Below are 19,342 nucleotides of genomic sequence, written 5' to 3'. Positions count from 1 at the left end.
TAGAATATTAGGTGATACATTTATAACTTTTCTTTCAATGTATCTGAAAACTTTTTATCTGTCACTGCAAAAACAGATATATACTCTTTTCCTAAAGCACTTCCTAATGCCAATTTATCACTAAAATATATTGTCTCAATATTATGTTTTTTGCTTAAGTTCTCAAACTTCTTTTTAGTATTTATAGAAGAATCATTGGCTAAAACTATTAAATAACATTTATTAAACTTTATAGCTTCTAAGGATTTATATTCGCCTGTTCTTATTATATTCGCCTTTTGTCCTATACCAATAAAAGATAAAATATCATTCATGTTGATTTATTTCCTTCTTTAATTCTTCATAAACTTCAGATGAAATATTTGATTTAAAAGTTTTATTTAAAGATTTATTTTCAAATGATCTATTTATACATTCAGAATTATTGCAAATATATGCACCTCTACCATTTGCTTTTCCTTTATCATCAATAAAAATATCTCCTTGTTTGTTTTTAACAATTCTTATCAATTCTTTTTTTTCTTTTCTTTCTCCACATATAATACATTTTCTAAGAGGAATTTTCTTGTTTTTCATTTATATTCACTCCTATTCTTCTATTTCTTCACTTGACTCATCATTATATTGTGTCTCACTTTTAATATCTATTTTCCAACCTGTTAATTTAGCAGCAAGTCTAGCATTCTGACCTTCTTTTCCAATTGCTAATGACAATTGATAATCAGGAACAATTATAGATGCACTTTTTTCATCTTCATTTATTTGAACATCTAAAACCTTTGCTGGACTTAAACTATTAGCTATAAATACTGATGGATCTTTACTCCAGTTTACTATATCAATTTTTTCACCATTTAACTCATCTACCACTGCTTTTACTCTAGTTCCATTTTGTCCTACACAAGCGCCAACTGGATCAACATTTTCATTATTAGAATATACAGCAATTTTAGTTCTAGAACCTGCTTCTCTAGATATGCTAAAAATATCTACAATTCCTTCTTGTATTTCTGGAACTTCTAATTCAAAAAGTCTTTTAACTAAGCCAGGATGACTTCTAGATAATAAAATCTGTGGACCTTTTGAAGTCTTTTTAACCTCAATAATATATGCTTTTATTCTATCATTATGATTATACGTTTCATTTGGTATTTGTTCTGCCGGTAATAATATTCCTTCAGTTTTCCCTAAATCTACTAATACATTATTGTTTAATTTTTGAATTATTCCTGTTACTATTTCATTTTCTCTATTAATGAAGTCTCCATAAATAATATCTCTTTCAGCTTCTCTAATTCTTTGTACAACAACTTGCTTTGCTGTTTGTGCTGCTATTCTTCCAAAATTCTTAGGTGTAACTTCAATATTTATTACATCTCCTATAGAATATCTATTATCTATTTCCTTTGCATCTTCTAATGATATCTCTAAAAGTTCATCTTCAACTTGTTCTACAACATCTTTCTGTGCATAGACTTTTACATCTCCTGTAGTATTATCTATTACCACCTCTACATTTTGTGAAGAGCCAAAATTTCTCTTATATGCAGATATCAATGCAGCTTCAATAGCTTCTATTAATATTTCTTTAGAAATACCTTTCTCTTTTCCAATTTCATCAAGGGCCTGTATAAAATCAGCTTTCATCCCCATTTTACCTCCTTAAAATTTAATAGCAATGTTAATTTTTGCTATATCAGTTCTATTTATTTTTATATCTTCTTCATTATTATTTATAATTATGATATTTTCATCAAAGTCAATTAATTCACCAACAAAGGTTTTAGAATTCTTAATCTTCTTATATAAATTAACTTCCACTTCTTTATTTAAAGCTCTTTTAAAATCTTTATCATTTTTAAATGGTCTATCAATACCTGGAGAAGAGACTTCTAAAAAATAATTTTCTTTTATAGGATCATGCTCATCCATTTTTTCACTTGTCTTTTTACTGAAATTTTGACAATCATCTATACTTACTCCACCTGGCTTATCAATAAATACTCTCAAATATTTATACGGTCCTTCCTTCACATACTCTAAATCAACTAACTCAAAATCCATTTCTTGTGAAATAGGATATACAATATTATATACCTTTTTTTCAACCTCTTTTTTATTCATAACTTTCACCTCCAAATTATTTAACTATATTTTACGTAAATATCCATTAAATAATACAATTAAGCTAAAAGTAAAGAGTGGGTTTTAAACCCACTCCTCTCCCAACAATCTTATATTAACTATAATATATCATATAGATTGATAAAAATCAAATACTGAATAAGTCTAGTTGATTACTTTCACTCATTCCTTCTAAACACCCATGAATTTTTAATGCTTCTATAACTGTCTTACTTACTTTAGCTCTCTTAGTAATATCTTCTATAGATAAAAATTTACCTTTGTTTCTAGCTTCTACTATACTTTTAGCAGCATTCTCTCCTACACCCTGAAGAGATTTTAGAGGAGGTAATATTCCATCTTTTTCAATAATAAAAATATCACTATCTGACTTATATAAATCTACTTTTTTGAAATTAAATCCTCTTGCATACATTTCAAAAGCTACTTCTAATACCGTCAAAAGATTTTTTTCTTTAGCTGTTTTATCATTTCCTATATCTTCTAACTCATTTATTTTTTCTTTTACAGAATCTATGCCTTTTACAATTAACTCTGCATCAAAATCAGCTGCCTTCATAGTAAAATAAGTTGAATAAAAAGCTTCAGGGTGATGAACTTTAAAATATGCTATTCTAAATGACATCATAACATATGCAACAGCATGTGCTTTAGGAAACATATATTTTATTTTTTTACATGACTCTATATACCATTCTGGTATATTATTATCTCTCATATATTTTTCTTCTTCCTCTGTTAACCCTTTACCTTTTCTAACTTTTTCCATTATTTTGAAAGAACGTTTTTTATCTAAACCATTATATATAAGATACATCATTATATCATCTCTTGTAGATATAACTTCCTTCAATGTAGTAATACCATTTGCAACTAATTCTTGTGCATTATTTAACCAAACGTCTGTACCATGTGAAAGTCCACTAATCCTTACTAGTTCTGCAAAAGTTGTTGGACTTGTATCTAATAACATTTGTATTACAAATTTTGTTCCAAATTCAGGAATACCGAGAGAACCTGTTTTATAATTAAAATCATCTACTTTAATATTCAATGTATCTAAAGATGTAAATATTGCCATAGTATCATTATCATCTAAACTAATTTTTTGAGCATCTACTTCTGTTAAATCCTCAAGCATTCTTATAATGGTCGGTGTATCATGTCCTAATAAATCTAGTTTCAATATTCTACCACTTATAGAATGATAATCAAAATGAGTAGTTATAACACCAGAATCAGAATTGTTAGCAGGATATTGTATAGGAGTAAAGTCATATATATCTTTATCTTGAGGAACTACCATTACACCTCCTGGATGCTGTCCTGATGTTCTTTTTATTCCTGTACAACCTTTTATAAGTCTATTAGTTTCCGTTCTATTTAATAATAATTCTCTTTCTTCATGATATTTTCTAATAAACCCATATGCAGTTTTATCAGCAATAGTTCCTATAGTTCCAGCTCTATATACATGACCTTTTCCAAATAACTCTTCAGTATATTGCATTGCAACAGTTTGCTCTTCACTTGCAAAGTTAAGATCAATATCTGGTTCTTTATCTCCTTCAAAACCTAAAAATACTTCAAAAGGTATATCAAATCCATCTTTATTATATTCTGTTTTACATTTAGGGCATATTTTATCTGGCATATCCACACCAGAACCTACAGAACCATCCATTATAAACTCACTATTTTTACAATTTGGACATACATAATGTGGTGGTAGTGGATTAACTTCAGTGATATCACTCATAGTAGCAACAAATGATGAACCAACAGAGCCCCTTGAACCTACTAGATATCCATCTTCTAAAGATTTTTTTACTATTTTATGAGATATAATATATAACACAGCATATCCATTACTAATAATAGAATTTAGCTCCCTATCTAATCGTTTTTGAACAATATCTGGCATAGGATCTCCATAAATACTTTTTGCTTTTTCATAAGTCATGTTTTTTAAATCTTTGTCTGATCCTTCTATAACTGGAGGAAAAGTTCCATCTGGTATAGGTAAAATTTCTTCTATGCTATCAGCTATTAAGTTTGGATTTTTGATTACTACTTCTTCTGCAATTTTTTTACCCAAATATGAAAACTCTTCAATCATTTCATCAGTAGTTTTAAAGTATAAAGGAGCTTGATTGTCAGCATCAGAGAACCCCTTTCCACTCATTAGTATTCTTCTATACACCTCTTCATGAGGATCAAGAAAATGACTATCACCAGTAGCTACGACTAATTTATTATATTTTTTACCTAAATAATAAATTTTCTTATTAATATTTTTGATTTCTTCTTCATCTTTTACCATACCTTTTTCTATTAGAAATTTATTGTTTCCAATAGGCTGTATTTCTAAATAGTCATAAAAATTTATAATATCTCTAATTTCATTTTGTGATTTATTTCTAAGTATTGCTCTATATAGCTCTCCTGCTTCACAAGCGGTACCTATTATAAGTCCTTCCCTATATTTATTCATTAATGATTTAGGAATTCTAGGTTTTCTATAAAAATAGTCTAAATGACTATATGATATAATTTTATAAAGATTTTTTAATCCTGTATAGTTTTGAGCATATATTGTCACATGAAAAGAATCCTGTGATTTAAAATTCACAGTATTACTAAATGTTGTGTTTATATCTTCTAATTTTTTTACGCCTCTTTGTTTTACATCTTCAATCATCTTTAATAGTATCTCAGCTGTAGCTTTTGAATCATCTACTGCTCTATGATGATTTTCTAAGCTAATATTTAAATATTTAGCTATTTTATTTAATTTATGACTTTTTAAATGAGAATATAACTCTCTAGAAAACTGTAAAGTATCCAATACTGGATTAGATAAAGTTACATTTATTTTCTCAAACTTTTTATTTATAAATCCCATATCAAATGATGCATTATGTGCAACTAATACAGCTTCACCGATAAAATCTTGAAATTTTGGAAGTATTTTATCAATTGTTTCTTTATCTTTTACCATATCATTAGTAATTCCAGTAAGTTCAATTACTTTTTGTGGAATTTCCTTTTCTGGATTAACAAGTTCACTAAAAGTATCTAAAATCTCACCATTTTTTATTCTAACAGCACCTATTTCTGTTATACCATCATTTACAGGAGAAAAACCTGTAGTTTCAATATCAAATACAATATATTCACAATCTATATTTTGTTCTCTTGAATTTATCACTATTTGCTTAGAATCATTTACAAGATAACCTTCTACACCATAAAGCGCCTTAACACCATGTTTCTTTGATGCATTCATTGCTTCTGGAAATCCTTGTACAACTCCATGATCTGTAATTCCTACGGCTTGATGTCCCCACTCTTTTGCTCTTTTCATATAATCTTCTATATTTGTCATTCCATCCATATCACTCATTTGTGTATGAAGATGAAGTTCTACTCTTTTCTCTTTATAGGTATCTTTTCGTTTAGTCAAATATGACTTTTTAATCCCTTTACCCATCATTACTAATTCTCTTGAAAAAGTATCATACATTATACCACCAGTTATAATATAAGCTTCTCCTATACTTAAGTCCTCATCTATTTGAGGTTGTTGCTTTTTATTGGCAAATATTTTAACTTGCATCGAACCAGTAAAATCAGTAATACTAATCATATATATTTTTTTATCATTTTTTATATCTTTAGTTTGTATATCAAATACTTCACCTTTTATTGTGACAGTTCCAGAATTCGTATTTATACTGTCCATAGATATTATATCTTCATCAACTCTTTTCCCATATACAAAGTTATTTTTAGAGTTAGATTTAGTACTTTTATTTTTTGTAGAATAATTTGATTGAGAGTTCACATTTATTTTTTCAATCATTTTCTTTTCTACTATTTTCTTTTGTTCGTAATGATCATTATAATTGATACTTTGTTCTTTATTAGCATATATCTGTACATCTATATCTATATCAAATTCTTGTTTAAAATTATTTTTTATAATCTTATCAATTTTCTTTTCTATAATTCTGTGCATAAATAATTCATCATCTATAATTAAAACAAGATTATTGTTCTCTATTTTTTTTACTATTTTATTAACTAACCCTGAACTAGAAGGTAAATATTTTTTTATAATATATTCAACATTGCTCCAATAATCATTTATTACGAAACTTATATTGTTAAATTTAAAGTTATATTTTATATATATGTTTATTCTTTTTAACCCATGTATAATTGACTTAAATGAACTTTTAAAATTTTCAATTTCATTATATTTTATGATTTTATCACTTATAAGTTTTATTGTTACTATTTTTTTATTTTTATCTAAGTACACTCTTTCAATATAACAATTTTTTATATTATTGCTACATTTAATATTATATTTATTAATTAATGAATCTATTTTTTTGTAATGCATCTTTTATTCCCCCTAACATTACTTATGGGTTATTTTAAGTACATCTTTAATTTGAGATAATTCACTTATAACTTCAACATTATCAGTTTTTTTATTACTTTTAAGCAATAAGTTAATTATAATTTTATCATCTTCTATATGGTTAAAATCAATTGAAACTATTGTTAAATCCATATTTCCGGTAACTTGACCAATTTTACCAAGTTGTCCTGGCTTATTTATTGTTACTAATCTTATTTTCAAATATTTATCATTTCTTAAAAATTTATTTTCAATACTAGAAAACAATAACAAAGTTATAAATATTAAAAAAGTAACTAAAATTGCTCCAAAATAAAATCCAGCACCAATAGCCAGTCCAACACATGCAACAGCCCATAAACTTGCAGCAGTGGTTAGACCTTTTACAGAAACGCCTTCTTTTATTATTGTACCAGCACCAAGAAAACCAATACCACTTATTACTTGTGCTCCAATTCTCGTAGGATCTACATTTGAATATCTAAAGTCATCTGATATATATAGTCCTACAATCATTACTAAAGTTGCACCTACACATACTAAAATATGTGTTCTAAATCCAGCAGGTCTTTTTATACTTTCTCTTTCTATTCCTATTATTCCAGATAAAATTATAGATATAACTAATTTAAGAGCTATTTCCATATAATCTATTTTAATCTACCTCACTATACTAAAATCATAATTTTTCTATTTCTTTTACCAGTTCATCAATAAGATTATTTTCTTTCACTTTTTTTATTACTTTGCCTTTTTTAAATATTAATCCTAATCCATTACCACCTGCAATTCCAATATCAGCTTCTTTAGCTTCACCAGGACCATTAACTTCACACCCCATAATAGCTACTTTAATAGGCTTATTCATATGTTCTATTTTTTCTTCAACTTCACTAACTATCTTTTCTAATGCAATACGTGTTCTTCCACATGTAGGACATGAAATTACCTCAATTTTATCATTTAGTAAACCTAGTGATCTTAAAATTTGTTTTCCTACTTTTACTTCTTCTATAGGACTTCCAGTAAGAGATACCCTTATAGTATCACCAATACCTTTAGCAAGTAATGAACCAATACCTATAGATGATTTAATAGTCCCTTTCCAAATTGATCCTGATTCAGTTATTCCAATATGAAGTGGATAATCTACAATTTGAGATAGTTTTTCATATGCTTTTATTGTCATATGAATATCAGTAGACTTTACCGATAATACAATTTTTTCAAAATTCATTTCTTCTAATATTCTTACATGCTCCATTGCACTTTCTACCATAGAGTTTACATTAACCCCATCATATTTTTCTAAAAATTCTTTCTTTATAGATCCAGAGTTAACACCTATTCTTATAGGAATATCTTTTTCTTTACATCTATTTACTATTTCCTTAACTCTTTCTTTATTACCAATATTACCTGGATTAATCCTAAGGCCATTAACTCCACTTTTTATTGCTTGTAGTGCTAATTTATAATCAAAGTGAATATCTGCAATAATAGGAATATCAACCTGATTTTTTATCTTTTCTAAAGCTAAAGCAGACTCCATATCAGGAACAGCAAGTCTTATAATGTCACAATCCACTTGTTCTAAAAGTTTAATCTGCGATACTGTTTTTTTTATATCTCTTGTATCAGTATTTGTCATAGATTGTACAGTAACTGGAAAATCACTACCTATCCCAACATTACCATAGTAAAAATTTTTTGTCTTATTTCTCATTATTAACACCCCTAAAAAATATTTAATCTACTTAAATCATTATAAGATATAAATATCATTAAAGCCATTAATATTGCAAAACCAATAAAATGAATCATTCCTTCTTTTTCAGGATCTAGTGGTTTTCCTCTTAATAACTCTATAAGTATAAATAATATTCTACTTCCATCTAATGCTGGAATTGGAAGCAAATTAAAAAATCCTAAATTGATATTTATAAATGCAGCTAAATTTAATACACTTAAAAAACCATATTTTGTAGTCTCACCAATTAATTGAACTACTCCAATAGGACCAGCAACATCTGAAGTACTAACATTACCAGTAAGTGCCATTTTGATGAAATCAAACATTAGAGATATCATAAATATAAGATTATTAAAAGCATATTTAATAGATCCTATAAAAGATGGTATAGTCTTTGAGCTTATTCCAATTAATTTATTACCATTTTCATCTTTCTGAGGTGTTAAAGAAAAACTTAAACTTTCCCCATCTCTTAAAACAGTAATATTAATTTTATCTTCTGTATTAGTTATTATATCTTTGCTCTCTTGCCAACTTTCAATTTTTTTATTATTAATTAATACAATTTCATCTCCACTTTTAATACCAGCAATATCTGCCGGACCATTTTCAGTCACCTTATCAATAGTAGTAGTTGGTGAACCTACAACTATTGATATTACAAAATATATAATTAAAGCTAGTAAAAAGTTCATTATAGCACCAGAAGCTAAAACTAAAATTCTAGAAATAGGAGATTTATTGCTGAAACTTCTTTCATCCTCTGACTTTTCATCTTCACCTTCCATTTTAACATAGCCACCTATAGGAAGTATACGTAATGAATATTCTGTTTCTCCCTTATTAAATTTTGTAATTCTAGGTCCCATACCTATAGAAAATTCTTGAACTTTTATACCTACTAATTTTGCAGTAGCAAAATGTCCAAACTCATGTACCAATACTACGATAAAGAATATTATAATCGCTGTAATTGCTGTAGTCATATACTTCACTCCTATATTAAAGTTTTAATAATTCTTTTACTTTTCTTCTTGCCCAATCGTCACTATATAAGACATCATCAATAGTTGGGTTTTTTATATTCTTATGAATATCTAGTATCTTCTCTATTGTATTTGGTATATCATAAAACTTAATTTTTTCTTTTAAAAATAAATCTACTAATACTTCATTAGATGCATTTAAAACAGAAGGCATAGTACCATTTTCTCTTAAAGCTCTATATGCAAGAGATAAAGAAGGGAATGTTTCTAAATCAGGGCTTTCGAAAGTTAACTTATATATATCAGTTAGATTTAATTTTTCTAAATTATTGTTAATTCTATCAGGATATGTTAAAGCATATTGTATTGGTATACGCATATCTGAAACTCCAAGTTGTGCTATAACGCTACCATCAATATATTCAACCATTGAATGAATTATGCTTTGAGGATGTACTACAACTTCTATATCTTCTACATCTACATCAAATAACCATTTAGCTTCTATCACTTCTAATCCTTTATTCATTAAAGTAGATGAATCAATTGAAATTTTTCTTCCCATATCCCAATTTGGATGTTTAAGAGCATCTTTATAGTTTATATTTATCAAATCTTCTTTATTTTTACCCCTAAAAGGTCCTCCTGAAGCTGTTAAAATAATTTTATTTATTTCATTTTTTTTCTTTGAAGTTAAAGATTGAAAAATAGCAGAGTGCTCACTATCCACAGGTAATAAAGAACCTTTATTTTTTTTGATTTTTTCTATTACTATATTTCCTGCAGTTACTAAAGTTTCTTTGTTAGCTAATGCAATAGTTTTTCCACTTTCTATTGCAGCAAGTGTTGGCTTTAATCCTATCATACCTACAACTGAAGTAATTAAAATATCTATATTTTCATATTCACTTAACTTTATTAACCCTTCTAACCCACTATAAACTTTTATATTATAAGGTTTTAATTTTGTTTTTAATACATCAGCATTATATTTATTAAAAACTGCAATGATTTCAGGTTTGAATTCAAGTGCTTGTTTCTCTAGTAAATCAATATTATTATTTCCACTTAATGCTGTTATATTAAATAAAGATTTATTTTCTCTTATAATATCTAAAGCTTGAGTTCCAATAGAACCAGTAGAACCAAGAATTCCAATGTTTTTCAAAAAACCACTCCTAACTTAATCTGTATAACTATTATAACTTATATAAAATAATTAATAAAATAAAACACTAAAGGAGCAATAAATAGTATACTATCAAATCTATCTAATATTCCTCCATGACCAGGCATAATATTTCCATAGTCTTTAATTTTTATATATCTTTTAATTTTAGATGCTGATAAATCTCCTATAATAGAAGCTATAGAACAAATTAAAGCAAGTAATATATACATATATATATTAGTCATCCCTATAAATTTCACAAAAATTAAAGTTGTAATTATAGATCCTAATAACCCACCAACTGCTCCTTCAATGGTTTTTTTAGGACTAAGTATTGGTGCTAATTTTCGCTTTCCAATTAATCTCCCTGTGAAATATGCAAAAGTATCCGTTGCAAAAGCAATTATAAATATCAACCAAACCAATATATTTTCACTTAAAAATGATATATGAATCAATGAATAAGGTATATAGATACTACAAAGTAAACTTAAAGCTATTTCATAAATATTATAATCCTTATTAAACACATATATAAACATAAGTATTAAAAAATTTATTATAATAGTAAAATTAATTATTTGAAAAGAACCAAATATTGATATTATAAATAAAGAAATAGCATATAAATATAAATATTTGGTAATTTTTATTTCTATATGTTTAAATGCTTGTATAAACTCTTTTATACCTATTAAACTAATTACTAATACACCAAATTTTAAAACAATTCCTCCAGTTATAACTGTTAAAAGTAAAATTATACTACCTAATAAACCACTAATTATTCTTGTTTTCATTTTTAAACCACCTCATAATTAAATTCCTCCAAATCTTCTATTTCTATTTTGAAAGTCATATATTACCCTATGTAATTTATCAGGATAAAATTCAGGCCAATTCTCATCAATAAAGAAAAATTCAGTATAAGCAATTTGATAGTTTAAAAAGTTACTTAGTCTTTTCTCACCACTTGTTCTTATTAATATATCTGGATCTGGTTGATTTCCAGTATATAAATATTTTTTAAATTCTTCTTCATTTATATCATTTATTGATACTCTATTGTTTTTAATGTCTTCATATAATAATTTACTAGCTCTTAATATTTCATCTCTGCCACCGTAATTTAATGCTATATTTAATTCTAATTTAGTATTATTTTTGGTTAGATCTATAGCATATTCTATTTCTTCTACAATATTCTTATCCAATATAGAAATATCTCCTAATATATTTATTCTTACATTGTTATTATGAATTTTGTTCAACTTTTTTCTTAAGAATTCAACTAATAACTTCATTAAATAATCTATTTCATCTTTTGGTCTACTCCAATTTTCTGTTGAAAAAGCATATAGAGTTAAATGTTTTATACCCAAATTGCCACACTCTTCTACTGTATCCATAACCCTTTTTACTCCTTCTCTATGACCTGCAGTTCTAGGAAGAAATCTTTTTTTAGCCCATCTCCCATTACCATCCATTATTATAGCTATATGATTAGGTAATTCTTTTTTTTTGATTTCTTCTTTAAAAATTATATTGTTATTATTTTTAAATATATCCAATTTAATACCTCCACTATAATGATTAAAACCCCTTCTAAAAGAAGGGGATTAAAATGCACATACTATAATTTTAATTGAATTTTCTTTTATGTCAAATTTAATCACACGTAAATGTTCTAGATTATCTACGAATTTTTTATTAGTTCCTTTTGTTTCTACTATATTAATAGAAAGATCATTATCTATTAAATTGAAAGCTTCTTCTAATGGCAAGCCAATAATATCAAGATTATCCAAAGTTTAAACCTCCATTAATTCAGATTCTTTCTCCTTTGCTAATCTGTCTATTTCTTTTATATAAGTATCAGTTAATTCCTGAACTTTATCTTCTGCCTTTACTAATTCATCATCAGATAATTCACTTTTTTTATTTAATTTTTTCAATTCATCATTTGCATTTCTTCTTTCATTTCTAATAGCTACCTTGGATGCTTCTGCTATTTTACCTAATGTCTTAATCATATCACGTCTAGTTTCTTCAGTTAATTGTGGAATTATAAGTCTAATAGTTTTGCCATCACTTGAAGGATTTAATCCTAAATCACTTTTTTGTATAGCTTTTTCAATTTCTGTAAGAGAATTTGCATCCCATGGAGATATCAATAATTGTCTTGCTTCCGGAACTGAAATATTTGCAATTTGATTTAATGGTGTTGCTGCTCCATAATAATTTACCATTATCTTATCTAATAATGATGGATTTGCCCTTCCAGCTCTTATTGTTTTAAGTTCTTCATTAAAAGTTTTTACAGTTTTCTTCATTTTATTCTCTACATTTTTATGAACATCTAAATACATAACTAATCCTCCTTTAATTTTGTACCAATTTCAGCACCAAATACAACTTTTGTTATATTTTCTGGTTCTTCAATACTAAAAACTATTATTGGTATATTGTTATCTTTACATAGTGATGCAGCGGTGGAGTCCATTACTTTAAGTTCTAAATTTAATATTTCTTTATACTTTAATTTTTCAAATTTCTTAGCATCTGGATTTTCTTGAGGGTCTGAATCATATACTCCATCTACTCCTTTTTTTGCTAATAAAATAACTTCAGATTCAATTTCAGCAGCTCTCAAAGCAGCAGTAGTATCAGTTGTAAAATATGGATTACCAGTTCCTGCAGCAAATATAACTACTCTTCCTTTTTCTAAATGTCTTACTGCTTTTCTTTTAATATAAGGTTCTGCAATTTGCCTCATTTCAATAGCAGTCTGTACTCTAGTTAATACTCCTATATTTTCAAGAGCATCTTGCATAGCAAGAGAGTTTATAACAGTAGCAAGCATTCCCATATAATCCGCAGTACTTCTATCCATTTCTTTGCTACTTCTACCTCTCCAAAAATTACCTCCGCCAACAACAATAGCTACTTCCACTCCTGATTGTTGAAGATTCTTTACTTGTTTTGCAATTTTTATTATTGTATTTTCATCTAAGCCAAATTTTTTATCTCCACTTAAAGCTTCTCCACTTAATTTTAATACCACTCTTTTATATATAGGTTTATCCATATAAACACTCCTAAATTATATTATTCTACATAAATATAAAAATACCTTTTTTATTTTACTTATTTAAATGGAGAACATTTAATGTTCTCCATTTAAATAAGTGATTATTTTCCCATTTGCTTAGCTACTTCATCAGCAAAGTTTTCTTCTTTTTTCTCTATGCCTTCGCCAACTTCATAACGAGTAAATCTTCTGATTTTTAAGTTTTCTCCTAATTTTGCTATTTTTTCATTTAATAAGTCCTTTATAGTTTTATCAGGATCTTTTATAAAAGGTTGTTCTAATAAACATACTTCTTTATAATATTTTTCAATTCTTCCTTCAACCATTTTATCAACTATTTTTTCAGGTTTACCTTCATTTAATGCTTGTTGTCTCAAAATTTTCTTTTCAGCTTCAATTTTATCTGCTGGTACTTCTTCTCTTGAAACAAATTCTGGATTTTGAGCTGCAATTTGCATAGCAACATCTCTAGCAAAATCTTTAAATCCTTCGTTTTTAGCAACAAAATCTGTCTCACTATTTACTTCTACCATTACACCTATTCTTCCACCATGAATATATGCTTCTATTATTCCTTCAGCTGCTACTCTATCAGCCTTTTTTGCAGCTTTTGAAAGTCCTTTTTCTCTTAATAACTCTATAGCCTCATCAATGTTTCCTTCAGTTTCTACTAAAGCTTTTTTACAGTCCATCATACCTGCACCAGTTTTTTCTCTTAAATCTTTTACTATTGCCGCTGTTATTGCCATTTGGACTCCTCCTCATTTTCTAGTTAATATTAATAAATGGCAAGAGTAGTAAGGGAAAAATCCCTTATATGCCCTTACCATTTAGATTATTCATTATCTTCTATTTGTTCGCCTTGCTTACCTTCTAATACAGCATTTGCCATAGTTTCAGTAAGTAGCTTAACTGCTCTAATAGCATCATCGTTTCCTGGTATTACATAATCTACTTCATCTGGATCACAATTAGTATCAACTATTGCAATTACAGGAATACCTAAAATTTTTGCTTCTCTAACAGCAATTTTTTCTTTTCTAGGATCGACTACGAATAATACATCTGGTAATCTTTTCATGTCTTTAATTCCACCAAGAAACTTTTCAAGTCTTTCTTCTTCATGTTTTAATTGTATAACTTCTTTTTTAGGAAGTAAATCATATGTTCCATCTTCTTCCATTTTCTTAAGTTCATGAAGTCTATTAATTCTTTTATTAATAGTCTTGAAATTAGTAAGCATTCCTCCAAGCCATCTTTGACTTACATAATGCATACCACTTCTTTTTGCTTCACTTTCTATTGATTCTTGTGCTTGCTTCTTTGTTCCTACAAAAAGTATTTCTCCACCTTCTGCAGCGACATCTCTTATAATATTATAAGCTTGTTCTACCTTCTTTACTGTTTTTTGAAGATCTATTATATAGATTCCATTTCTTTCAGTAAATATATATTCAGCCATTTTTGGATTCCATCTTCTTGTTTGATGTCCGAAATGAACACCTGCCTCAAGAAGTTGTTTCATACTTATAACTGACATTACTACACCTCCTTTGTTTTTTCCTCCACTCACATCATTTTCTTTTAGAACCATCTAAGGCACACCTAAAAGAATTAATGAGTGTGTGTATTTTCACCTCTGATAGTATACCACGAAACTATGACTAATTTCAACTGTTTTTTAAAATTTATTTAAATTATTTAGTTTTAATATGATCTCAATCTCACGTTTTCCCTTATTTAGTAATTTAGCTATTTCATCAATAGTATTCCCTTTATCATATAAAGAGTAAATTTTACTCTTAGTATCAGTACTGACCTTACTTGATTTATCATTATTTAAATCTACTGTTTCTTTTACTTTTTTTTCTTTATCAGTAGATTTAATATCGTTATTATTAATTAAGAAATCTAAATTTAAAATAATATCATCTAATGTATCATTATATTCATTTATTTCATTATAAATCTTATTTATTCTATTATATTTGATATCTTCTTCATTTTTAAACTTTATTAATAATAGTATCGATACTATTATTAATAATATACCCAATATAAGTAGACTTAATATCATATATTTTCTCCTTTATGTTTTAAAGTTTTGAAACTTTTATTTCTCCATCTTTTACTAAAAATTCACTACTTTTTATTATATTTTTAATATTCATTTCATAATTCCCAATAATTATCTTAGTCCTAGGATAGACTTTATCAAGTATTTTAATAGTACCCTCAGACAAATAATTTGATTTATCTTTTTTGAAATTATACTCATTGACTAATTTTTCTTTTTGATCTTTTAAAGTTGGATATGTGTTTAATAATTTTTTAAATAAATTCATTTTTTTAGGAGACAATTTGTTGTTTTTATACTTACTTTTAAGTAAATTAATTGATTTTAACATTTGCTCTATATTATCATCTATGCTATTTATTTTATCTTTCATTAACTCTAATTCTTCTTTTAGCTTCGGATCATTACCTATTTCTAATAAAGTATAAGTCCCCATATAAGAGCCTACAACTTTTGCTTGAATACTTAATTGTGCCTTACATTCTCCTCCTACAATTAAACCTTTTCTTCCATCAACAATTATACTTCCACGAGAATGTACTTTACTGTGTAAAATATCATCTGATAAAATATCACTTTTAGCTATAACAGTAGAATTTTCTATATATTTAGTCACTAACTTACCTTCAGTTTGTAAGAATGTTTTGTTTTTTCCAGTTATACCTTTAGAGATATAAATATCTCCTTCACTTTGAACCTTTGAATCTTCAACTACGCCACCAATATATATATCCCCTAAAGTTTTAACTTTAAAATCTGGGTTTATAGAGCCCATTATTTTTAGTGTTCCATTATACTCAATATTGCCTGTTTCATTATTTATATCACTATTAATTGTGTACGTATTTAGGACTTCTATTTTTCCATTATTAAGTTTTACTTGTCCATCTATTTTTGAAACTATCTTATCTTCAAATCTTACAGCATTTTTACCTAATTTTATATTTGCTTCTTTTCCATTACTTGAAGAAATTTTTTTTCCTAAAATATTGACTCCATCTTTTCCTTTTGTAGGACTTATTATTTCAGCTAATATTTGACCTTTTTTAACATTATCAAAAAAACCTAAATCTCTAAAATCCACTTTACCATTGTTTAACATAGAAGGTTTCAATTTATTTTTTATATTAAATTTATATTTTAAATATCCATCTTCACCATTTATAGGTCCTTTTCCTTCAGCTATACATATTCTTTTACCGTATATCTGATTTTTAACTATATCTTTTAATTTTAATTTATCTAGTCCGAATTTTATTTTTTCTTCAACTATATCTAGAATCTCTTTATAATTTAAAAATTTAGCTTCATCATCAACTTTTAAAAATTCTATAGATGCATTCATATTATTTTTATCAATAATTAAATTAATTCCTTCCATTAAATCATTCCTTTTTATTATAATTATATAAGCTTGTTTTTTAAATCTTTAATAGCTTTACTATGAATCTGAGAAATTCTAGATTCAGATAGATTTAAAATATTCCCTATTTCTTTATAATTTAATTCTTCATAATAATAAAGTGTTATTACTTTTTTTTCTTTTTTAGAAAGCTTTTCAATTGAATGAGTTAATTTATTTAGAAATTCCTTTTCTTCTATTTTATTCTCTGGACTTTCTGACATGTCCAAGGGCTCTTTACCAGTTTTATAAATAGTTTCATCAAGAGATGTAATATTAAATAGATGAATTTCATTTATTATTTTTTCTACTTCATCTACTGAAATATCTATTTTTTTGGAAATATCTTGATTTGATACTATTGATCCAGTTTGATTTTCTAATTCATTTATAGTATTTTGAATCAACTTAGCTTTTTTTCTAAGTGTTCTAGGCACCCAATCATTTTTTCTTAAATTATCAATAATAGCACCTCTAATTCTTAGTTGAGCATACGTTTCAAATTTAACTTCTCTTTTAATGTCAAACTTTTCTATAGCATCTATTAACCCTAAAGCTCCATAACCAACTAAGTCATCAAACTCAACATTACCTCCATAAAAATTATACATTCTACTGGCGACAATTTTTATCATATATGCATATTTTTCAATTAGTGCATTTTTACTCTTTAAATCCTGATTAGCTTTATATACTTTCCATATTTCATCTCTTATCATAATATCCCTCCTACCGGAGTGTTAATTATATAATTTTCATACCAAAACCAATTGTTTTAATCTTCAAACTTCCGTCATAACTACTAAATTCAATAGTTCTTCCAAAGTTTCCACCTGTATCTTCAGATATAAGTTTTATCCCTAGTTCTTTTAACTTTGATTTAGATGCTATAATATTTCGTTCTCCAATTTTAAGAATATCATTATTATTATTAAATTTAAACATTTGAGCTCCACCAGCTAATTTTGCTACCATATTAATCTTATTTGCCCCAATAGACTCCATTTTATTAATTAATAATTCAATCCCTGAATCTGCAAATTTAGCTTTATTAGAATTATTTTTTATTTCTTTACTTGATGGAAGCATTATATGAGCTAAACCAGCAATTTTTTTTCTCTTATCATATATTGCAATTCCCACACATGAACCTAAACCTAATGTAACTAATGTACCTTCTTTAACTATATTTAAATCAGCCATTCCTACCTTAATAGCGTCCATATTATGAGACACCTAAACTTTCTAATAGTATGTCAAAAGAATCAATGTCTGGAATTAACAATAAATTTCCATTTATTGATTTATTGTTTTCACTAAATTCTGTTTCTATAAAAAGTATTTTATCAGATACATAACTAAATTGTATAGCAGGCACACTTAAAATAGCTCCTGCCATATCTATTGAAATAGAAGGTATTGATGTTTTTAAATTAAGATTAGTCATTTTAGCTAAACAGTTTATATATGACGATGCCAAAATATTACCTACTTCTGATAATGCAGATATTTCAAACTCATTTAAATCATAATCTTTTTTTTCTTTATTTAATAATATTTCAATTAAATTTTTAGAAGATTCTAAATCTAATATAAACATTATATTTCCTACTATATCTCCATTAATGAAAAAATAAATTCCTACAACAGGATTTTCTGCACCACCAATTAAATTATCAACTTCTGAAAAGTTTAATAATCTTACTTGAGGTACATCCATGTCTACTTTATTATTAAGCATTTGTGCTAAAGCTGTAGCAGCATTTCCAGCTCCAATATTACCTAATTCTTTCAATACATCTAATAACATAGTATTCAAATTATTAATATCTAAATTCATTATTCTTCTCTCTCTAAATCTAATATTTTATCTAAATCTAAAATTAAATACAATTCTTCATTTTTTTTACCTATACCTTTTATATAATCATAATTATCATCATTGTTTAAATTTGGAGGATTATCAATTTCATTTAAATCTAAATCAATTACTTCAGAAGATAAGTCTACAAGTAATCCTACACTTATATCATTACTGTGAGTTATTATTATTCTAGATTCTTTAATATTTAAATTATCTTCTAATCCAAATTTTTTTCTTAAATTTATAATAGGTATTACTTCACCTCTTAAATTTATTACTCCAGTAATATATTCTTCTGAATTTGGTACTCGTGTAAAATGTGTTACACGTTCAATTGTTTTTACTAAAGATATATCTATTGCATAATTTTCTTTTTGAAGTTTAAAAATAACATATTGATTATATTCTTTCATAATTTCCT

Annotated in this window: 22 protein-coding genes; all 22 read right to left on the bottom strand. The window is 26.5% G+C overall.

All coding sequences use genetic code 11. The features are described 5' to 3' along the window. Positions 1 to 20 precede the first annotated feature (20 nt). The 22 genes from E0D94_RS08505 to E0D94_RS08400 all read right to left on the bottom strand — a co-directional run bounded on the left by E0D94_RS08505 (position 21) and on the right by E0D94_RS08400 (position 19,334). Positions 21 to 314, bottom strand: coding sequence for a L7Ae/L30e/S12e/Gadd45 family ribosomal protein (locus tag E0D94_RS08505; RefSeq protein ID WP_130807044.1), 294 nt, complete (start codon positions 312 to 314; stop codon positions 21 to 23). Beyond that, complete coding sequence (gene rnpM / locus E0D94_RS08500) at positions 307 to 576, bottom strand: RNase P modulator RnpM (protein WP_130807043.1); 270 nt, start codon at positions 574 to 576, stop codon at positions 307 to 309. The genes E0D94_RS08505 and rnpM overlap by 8 nt, the downstream gene beginning before the upstream one ends. Before the next feature lie 12 nt (positions 577 to 588). Then, complete coding sequence (nusA, locus tag E0D94_RS08495; RefSeq protein WP_130807042.1) at positions 589 to 1,647, bottom strand: transcription termination factor NusA; 1,059 nt, start codon at positions 1,645 to 1,647, stop codon at positions 589 to 591. A 15-nt stretch (positions 1,648 to 1,662) separates the two neighbouring features. Further along, complete coding sequence (gene rimP, locus E0D94_RS08490; protein WP_130807041.1) at positions 1,663 to 2,124, bottom strand: ribosome maturation factor RimP; 462 nt, start codon at positions 2,122 to 2,124, stop codon at positions 1,663 to 1,665. Positions 2,125 to 2,272: 148 nt separating this feature from the next. After that, a complete protein-coding gene (locus E0D94_RS08485) occupies positions 2,273 to 6,556 on the bottom strand; it encodes a PolC-type DNA polymerase III (RefSeq protein ID WP_130807040.1) in 4,284 nt (1,427 codons plus the stop codon). 18 nt (positions 6,557 to 6,574) lie between these two features. Then, complete coding sequence (locus E0D94_RS08480; RefSeq protein WP_130807039.1) at positions 6,575 to 7,222, bottom strand: MgtC/SapB family protein; 648 nt, start codon at positions 7,220 to 7,222, stop codon at positions 6,575 to 6,577. A 34-nt stretch (positions 7,223 to 7,256) separates the two neighbouring features. Continuing rightward, on the bottom strand, positions 7,257 to 8,306 hold the full coding sequence (ispG, locus tag E0D94_RS08475) for a flavodoxin-dependent (E)-4-hydroxy-3-methylbut-2-enyl-diphosphate synthase (RefSeq protein WP_423213402.1): 1,050 nt from the start codon (positions 8,304 to 8,306) through the stop codon (positions 7,257 to 7,259). An 8-nt stretch (positions 8,307 to 8,314) separates the two neighbouring features. After that, a complete protein-coding gene (rseP, locus tag E0D94_RS08470; RefSeq protein ID WP_130807037.1) occupies positions 8,315 to 9,316 on the bottom strand; it encodes an RIP metalloprotease RseP in 1,002 nt (333 codons plus the stop codon). 16 nt (positions 9,317 to 9,332) lie between these two features. Continuing rightward, positions 9,333 to 10,484 (bottom strand): 1-deoxy-D-xylulose-5-phosphate reductoisomerase, encoded by a 1,152-nt coding sequence (locus E0D94_RS08465; RefSeq protein ID WP_130807036.1) that lies wholly within the window; start codon positions 10,482 to 10,484, stop codon positions 9,333 to 9,335. A gap of 38 nt (positions 10,485 to 10,522) precedes the next feature. After that, positions 10,523 to 11,287 (bottom strand): phosphatidate cytidylyltransferase, encoded by a 765-nt coding sequence (locus E0D94_RS08460; protein ID WP_130807035.1) that lies wholly within the window; start codon positions 11,285 to 11,287, stop codon positions 10,523 to 10,525. 18 nt (positions 11,288 to 11,305) lie between these two features. Then, positions 11,306 to 12,058 (bottom strand): isoprenyl transferase, encoded by a 753-nt coding sequence (locus E0D94_RS08455; protein WP_130807034.1) that lies wholly within the window; start codon positions 12,056 to 12,058, stop codon positions 11,306 to 11,308. Positions 12,059 to 12,106: 48 nt separating this feature from the next. Next, positions 12,107 to 12,295, bottom strand: a complete 189-nt coding sequence (locus E0D94_RS08450; protein WP_130807033.1) for a hypothetical protein — start codon at positions 12,293 to 12,295, stop codon at positions 12,107 to 12,109. Between the two features lie 3 nt (positions 12,296 to 12,298). After that, positions 12,299 to 12,856 (bottom strand): ribosome recycling factor, encoded by a 558-nt coding sequence (frr, locus tag E0D94_RS08445; protein ID WP_130807032.1) that lies wholly within the window; start codon positions 12,854 to 12,856, stop codon positions 12,299 to 12,301. A gap of 2 nt (positions 12,857 to 12,858) precedes the next feature. Then, on the bottom strand, positions 12,859 to 13,575 hold the full coding sequence (pyrH, locus tag E0D94_RS08440; protein WP_130807031.1) for a UMP kinase: 717 nt from the start codon (positions 13,573 to 13,575) through the stop codon (positions 12,859 to 12,861). A 104-nt stretch (positions 13,576 to 13,679) separates the two neighbouring features. Next, positions 13,680 to 14,327 carry a translation elongation factor Ts gene (gene tsf, locus E0D94_RS08435; RefSeq protein WP_130807030.1) on the bottom strand — a complete coding sequence of 216 codons (648 nt, stop codon included), beginning with the start codon at positions 14,325 to 14,327 and terminating at the stop codon, positions 13,680 to 13,682. 86 nt (positions 14,328 to 14,413) lie between these two features. Beyond that, positions 14,414 to 15,118, bottom strand: a complete 705-nt coding sequence (rpsB, locus tag E0D94_RS08430; protein WP_130807385.1) for a 30S ribosomal protein S2 — start codon at positions 15,116 to 15,118, stop codon at positions 14,414 to 14,416. A 141-nt stretch (positions 15,119 to 15,259) separates the two neighbouring features. After that, positions 15,260 to 15,655 carry a DUF6115 domain-containing protein gene (locus E0D94_RS08425; RefSeq protein ID WP_130807029.1) on the bottom strand — a complete coding sequence of 132 codons (396 nt, stop codon included), beginning with the start codon at positions 15,653 to 15,655 and terminating at the stop codon, positions 15,260 to 15,262. A 19-nt stretch (positions 15,656 to 15,674) separates the two neighbouring features. Beyond that, the gene (locus E0D94_RS08420; protein ID WP_130807027.1) at positions 15,675 to 17,036 is read right to left on the bottom strand and encodes a DUF342 domain-containing protein; all 1,362 of its coding nucleotides are present in this window, start codon (positions 17,034 to 17,036) and stop codon (positions 15,675 to 15,677) included. A gap of 23 nt (positions 17,037 to 17,059) precedes the next feature. After that, on the bottom strand, positions 17,060 to 17,776 hold the full coding sequence (locus E0D94_RS08415; RefSeq protein WP_130807025.1) for a FliA/WhiG family RNA polymerase sigma factor: 717 nt from the start codon (positions 17,774 to 17,776) through the stop codon (positions 17,060 to 17,062). A gap of 25 nt (positions 17,777 to 17,801) precedes the next feature. Then, the gene (locus tag E0D94_RS08410; protein WP_130807024.1) at positions 17,802 to 18,281 is read right to left on the bottom strand and encodes a chemotaxis protein CheD; all 480 of its coding nucleotides are present in this window, start codon (positions 18,279 to 18,281) and stop codon (positions 17,802 to 17,804) included. 1 nt (position 18,282) lies between these two features. Beyond that, positions 18,283 to 18,897 (bottom strand): chemotaxis protein CheC, encoded by a 615-nt coding sequence (locus E0D94_RS08405; protein WP_130807022.1) that lies wholly within the window; start codon positions 18,895 to 18,897, stop codon positions 18,283 to 18,285. After that, positions 18,897 to 19,334 carry a chemotaxis protein CheW gene (locus E0D94_RS08400; protein ID WP_130807020.1) on the bottom strand — a complete coding sequence of 146 codons (438 nt, stop codon included), beginning with the start codon at positions 19,332 to 19,334 and terminating at the stop codon, positions 18,897 to 18,899. The genes E0D94_RS08405 and E0D94_RS08400 overlap by 1 nt, the downstream gene beginning before the upstream one ends. Positions 19,335 to 19,342: the final 8 nt, after the last annotated feature.

Origin of the sequence: Senegalia massiliensis, assembly GCF_900626135.1 — a bacterium.
GTDB lineage: Bacteria > Bacillota > Clostridia > Tissierellales > SIT17 > Anaeromonas > Anaeromonas massiliensis.
The sequence above is the reverse complement of the archived record's forward strand: the minus strand, read 5'-3'. Positions and strand labels throughout refer to the sequence as shown.

What these genes read in the sequence shown, in the direction of transcription:
- frr (WP_130807032.1), bottom strand. Translation starts at nt 12,856, where the DNA reads ATGTATTTAGATGTTCATAAAAATGTAGAGAATAAAATGAAGAAAACT.
- pyrH (WP_130807031.1), bottom strand. Translation starts at nt 13,575, where the DNA reads ATGGATAAACCTATATATAAAAGAGTGGTATTAAAATTAAGTGGAGAA.
- rimP (WP_130807041.1), bottom strand. Translation starts at nt 2,124, where the DNA reads ATGAATAAAAAAGAGGTTGAAAAAAAGGTATATAATATTGTATATCCT.
- E0D94_RS08410 (WP_130807024.1), bottom strand. Translation starts at nt 18,281, where the DNA reads ATGGACGCTATTAAGGTAGGAATGGCTGATTTAAATATAGTTAAAGAA.
- rnpM (WP_130807043.1), bottom strand. Translation starts at nt 576, where the DNA reads ATGAAAAACAAGAAAATTCCTCTTAGAAAATGTATTATATGTGGAGAA.
- rpsB (WP_130807385.1), bottom strand. Translation starts at nt 15,118, where the DNA reads ATGTCAGTTATAAGTATGAAACAACTTCTTGAGGCAGGTGTTCATTTC.
- tsf (WP_130807030.1), bottom strand. Translation starts at nt 14,327, where the DNA reads ATGGCAATAACAGCGGCAATAGTAAAAGATTTAAGAGAAAAAACTGGT.
- E0D94_RS08420 (WP_130807027.1), bottom strand. Translation starts at nt 17,036, where the DNA reads ATGGAAGGAATTAATTTAATTATTGATAAAAATAATATGAATGCATCT.
- E0D94_RS08485 (WP_130807040.1), bottom strand. Translation starts at nt 6,556, where the DNA reads ATGCATTACAAAAAAATAGATTCATTAATTAATAAATATAATATTAAA.
- E0D94_RS08480 (WP_130807039.1), bottom strand. Translation starts at nt 7,222, where the DNA reads ATGGAAATAGCTCTTAAATTAGTTATATCTATAATTTTATCTGGAATA.
- E0D94_RS08425 (WP_130807029.1), bottom strand. Translation starts at nt 15,655, where the DNA reads ATGATATTAAGTCTACTTATATTGGGTATATTATTAATAATAGTATCG.
- E0D94_RS08460 (WP_130807035.1), bottom strand. Translation starts at nt 11,287, where the DNA reads ATGAAAACAAGAATAATTAGTGGTTTATTAGGTAGTATAATTTTACTT.
- E0D94_RS08400 (WP_130807020.1), bottom strand. Translation starts at nt 19,334, where the DNA reads ATGAAAGAATATAATCAATATGTTATTTTTAAACTTCAAAAAGAAAAT.
- E0D94_RS08415 (WP_130807025.1), bottom strand. Translation starts at nt 17,776, where the DNA reads ATGATAAGAGATGAAATATGGAAAGTATATAAAGCTAATCAGGATTTA.
- E0D94_RS08405 (WP_130807022.1), bottom strand. Translation starts at nt 18,897, where the DNA reads ATGAATTTAGATATTAATAATTTGAATACTATGTTATTAGATGTATTG.
- rseP (WP_130807037.1), bottom strand. Translation starts at nt 9,316, where the DNA reads ATGACTACAGCAATTACAGCGATTATAATATTCTTTATCGTAGTATTG.
- nusA (WP_130807042.1), bottom strand. Translation starts at nt 1,647, where the DNA reads ATGAAAGCTGATTTTATACAGGCCCTTGATGAAATTGGAAAAGAGAAA.
- E0D94_RS08505 (WP_130807044.1), bottom strand. Translation starts at nt 314, where the DNA reads ATGAATGATATTTTATCTTTTATTGGTATAGGACAAAAGGCGAATATA.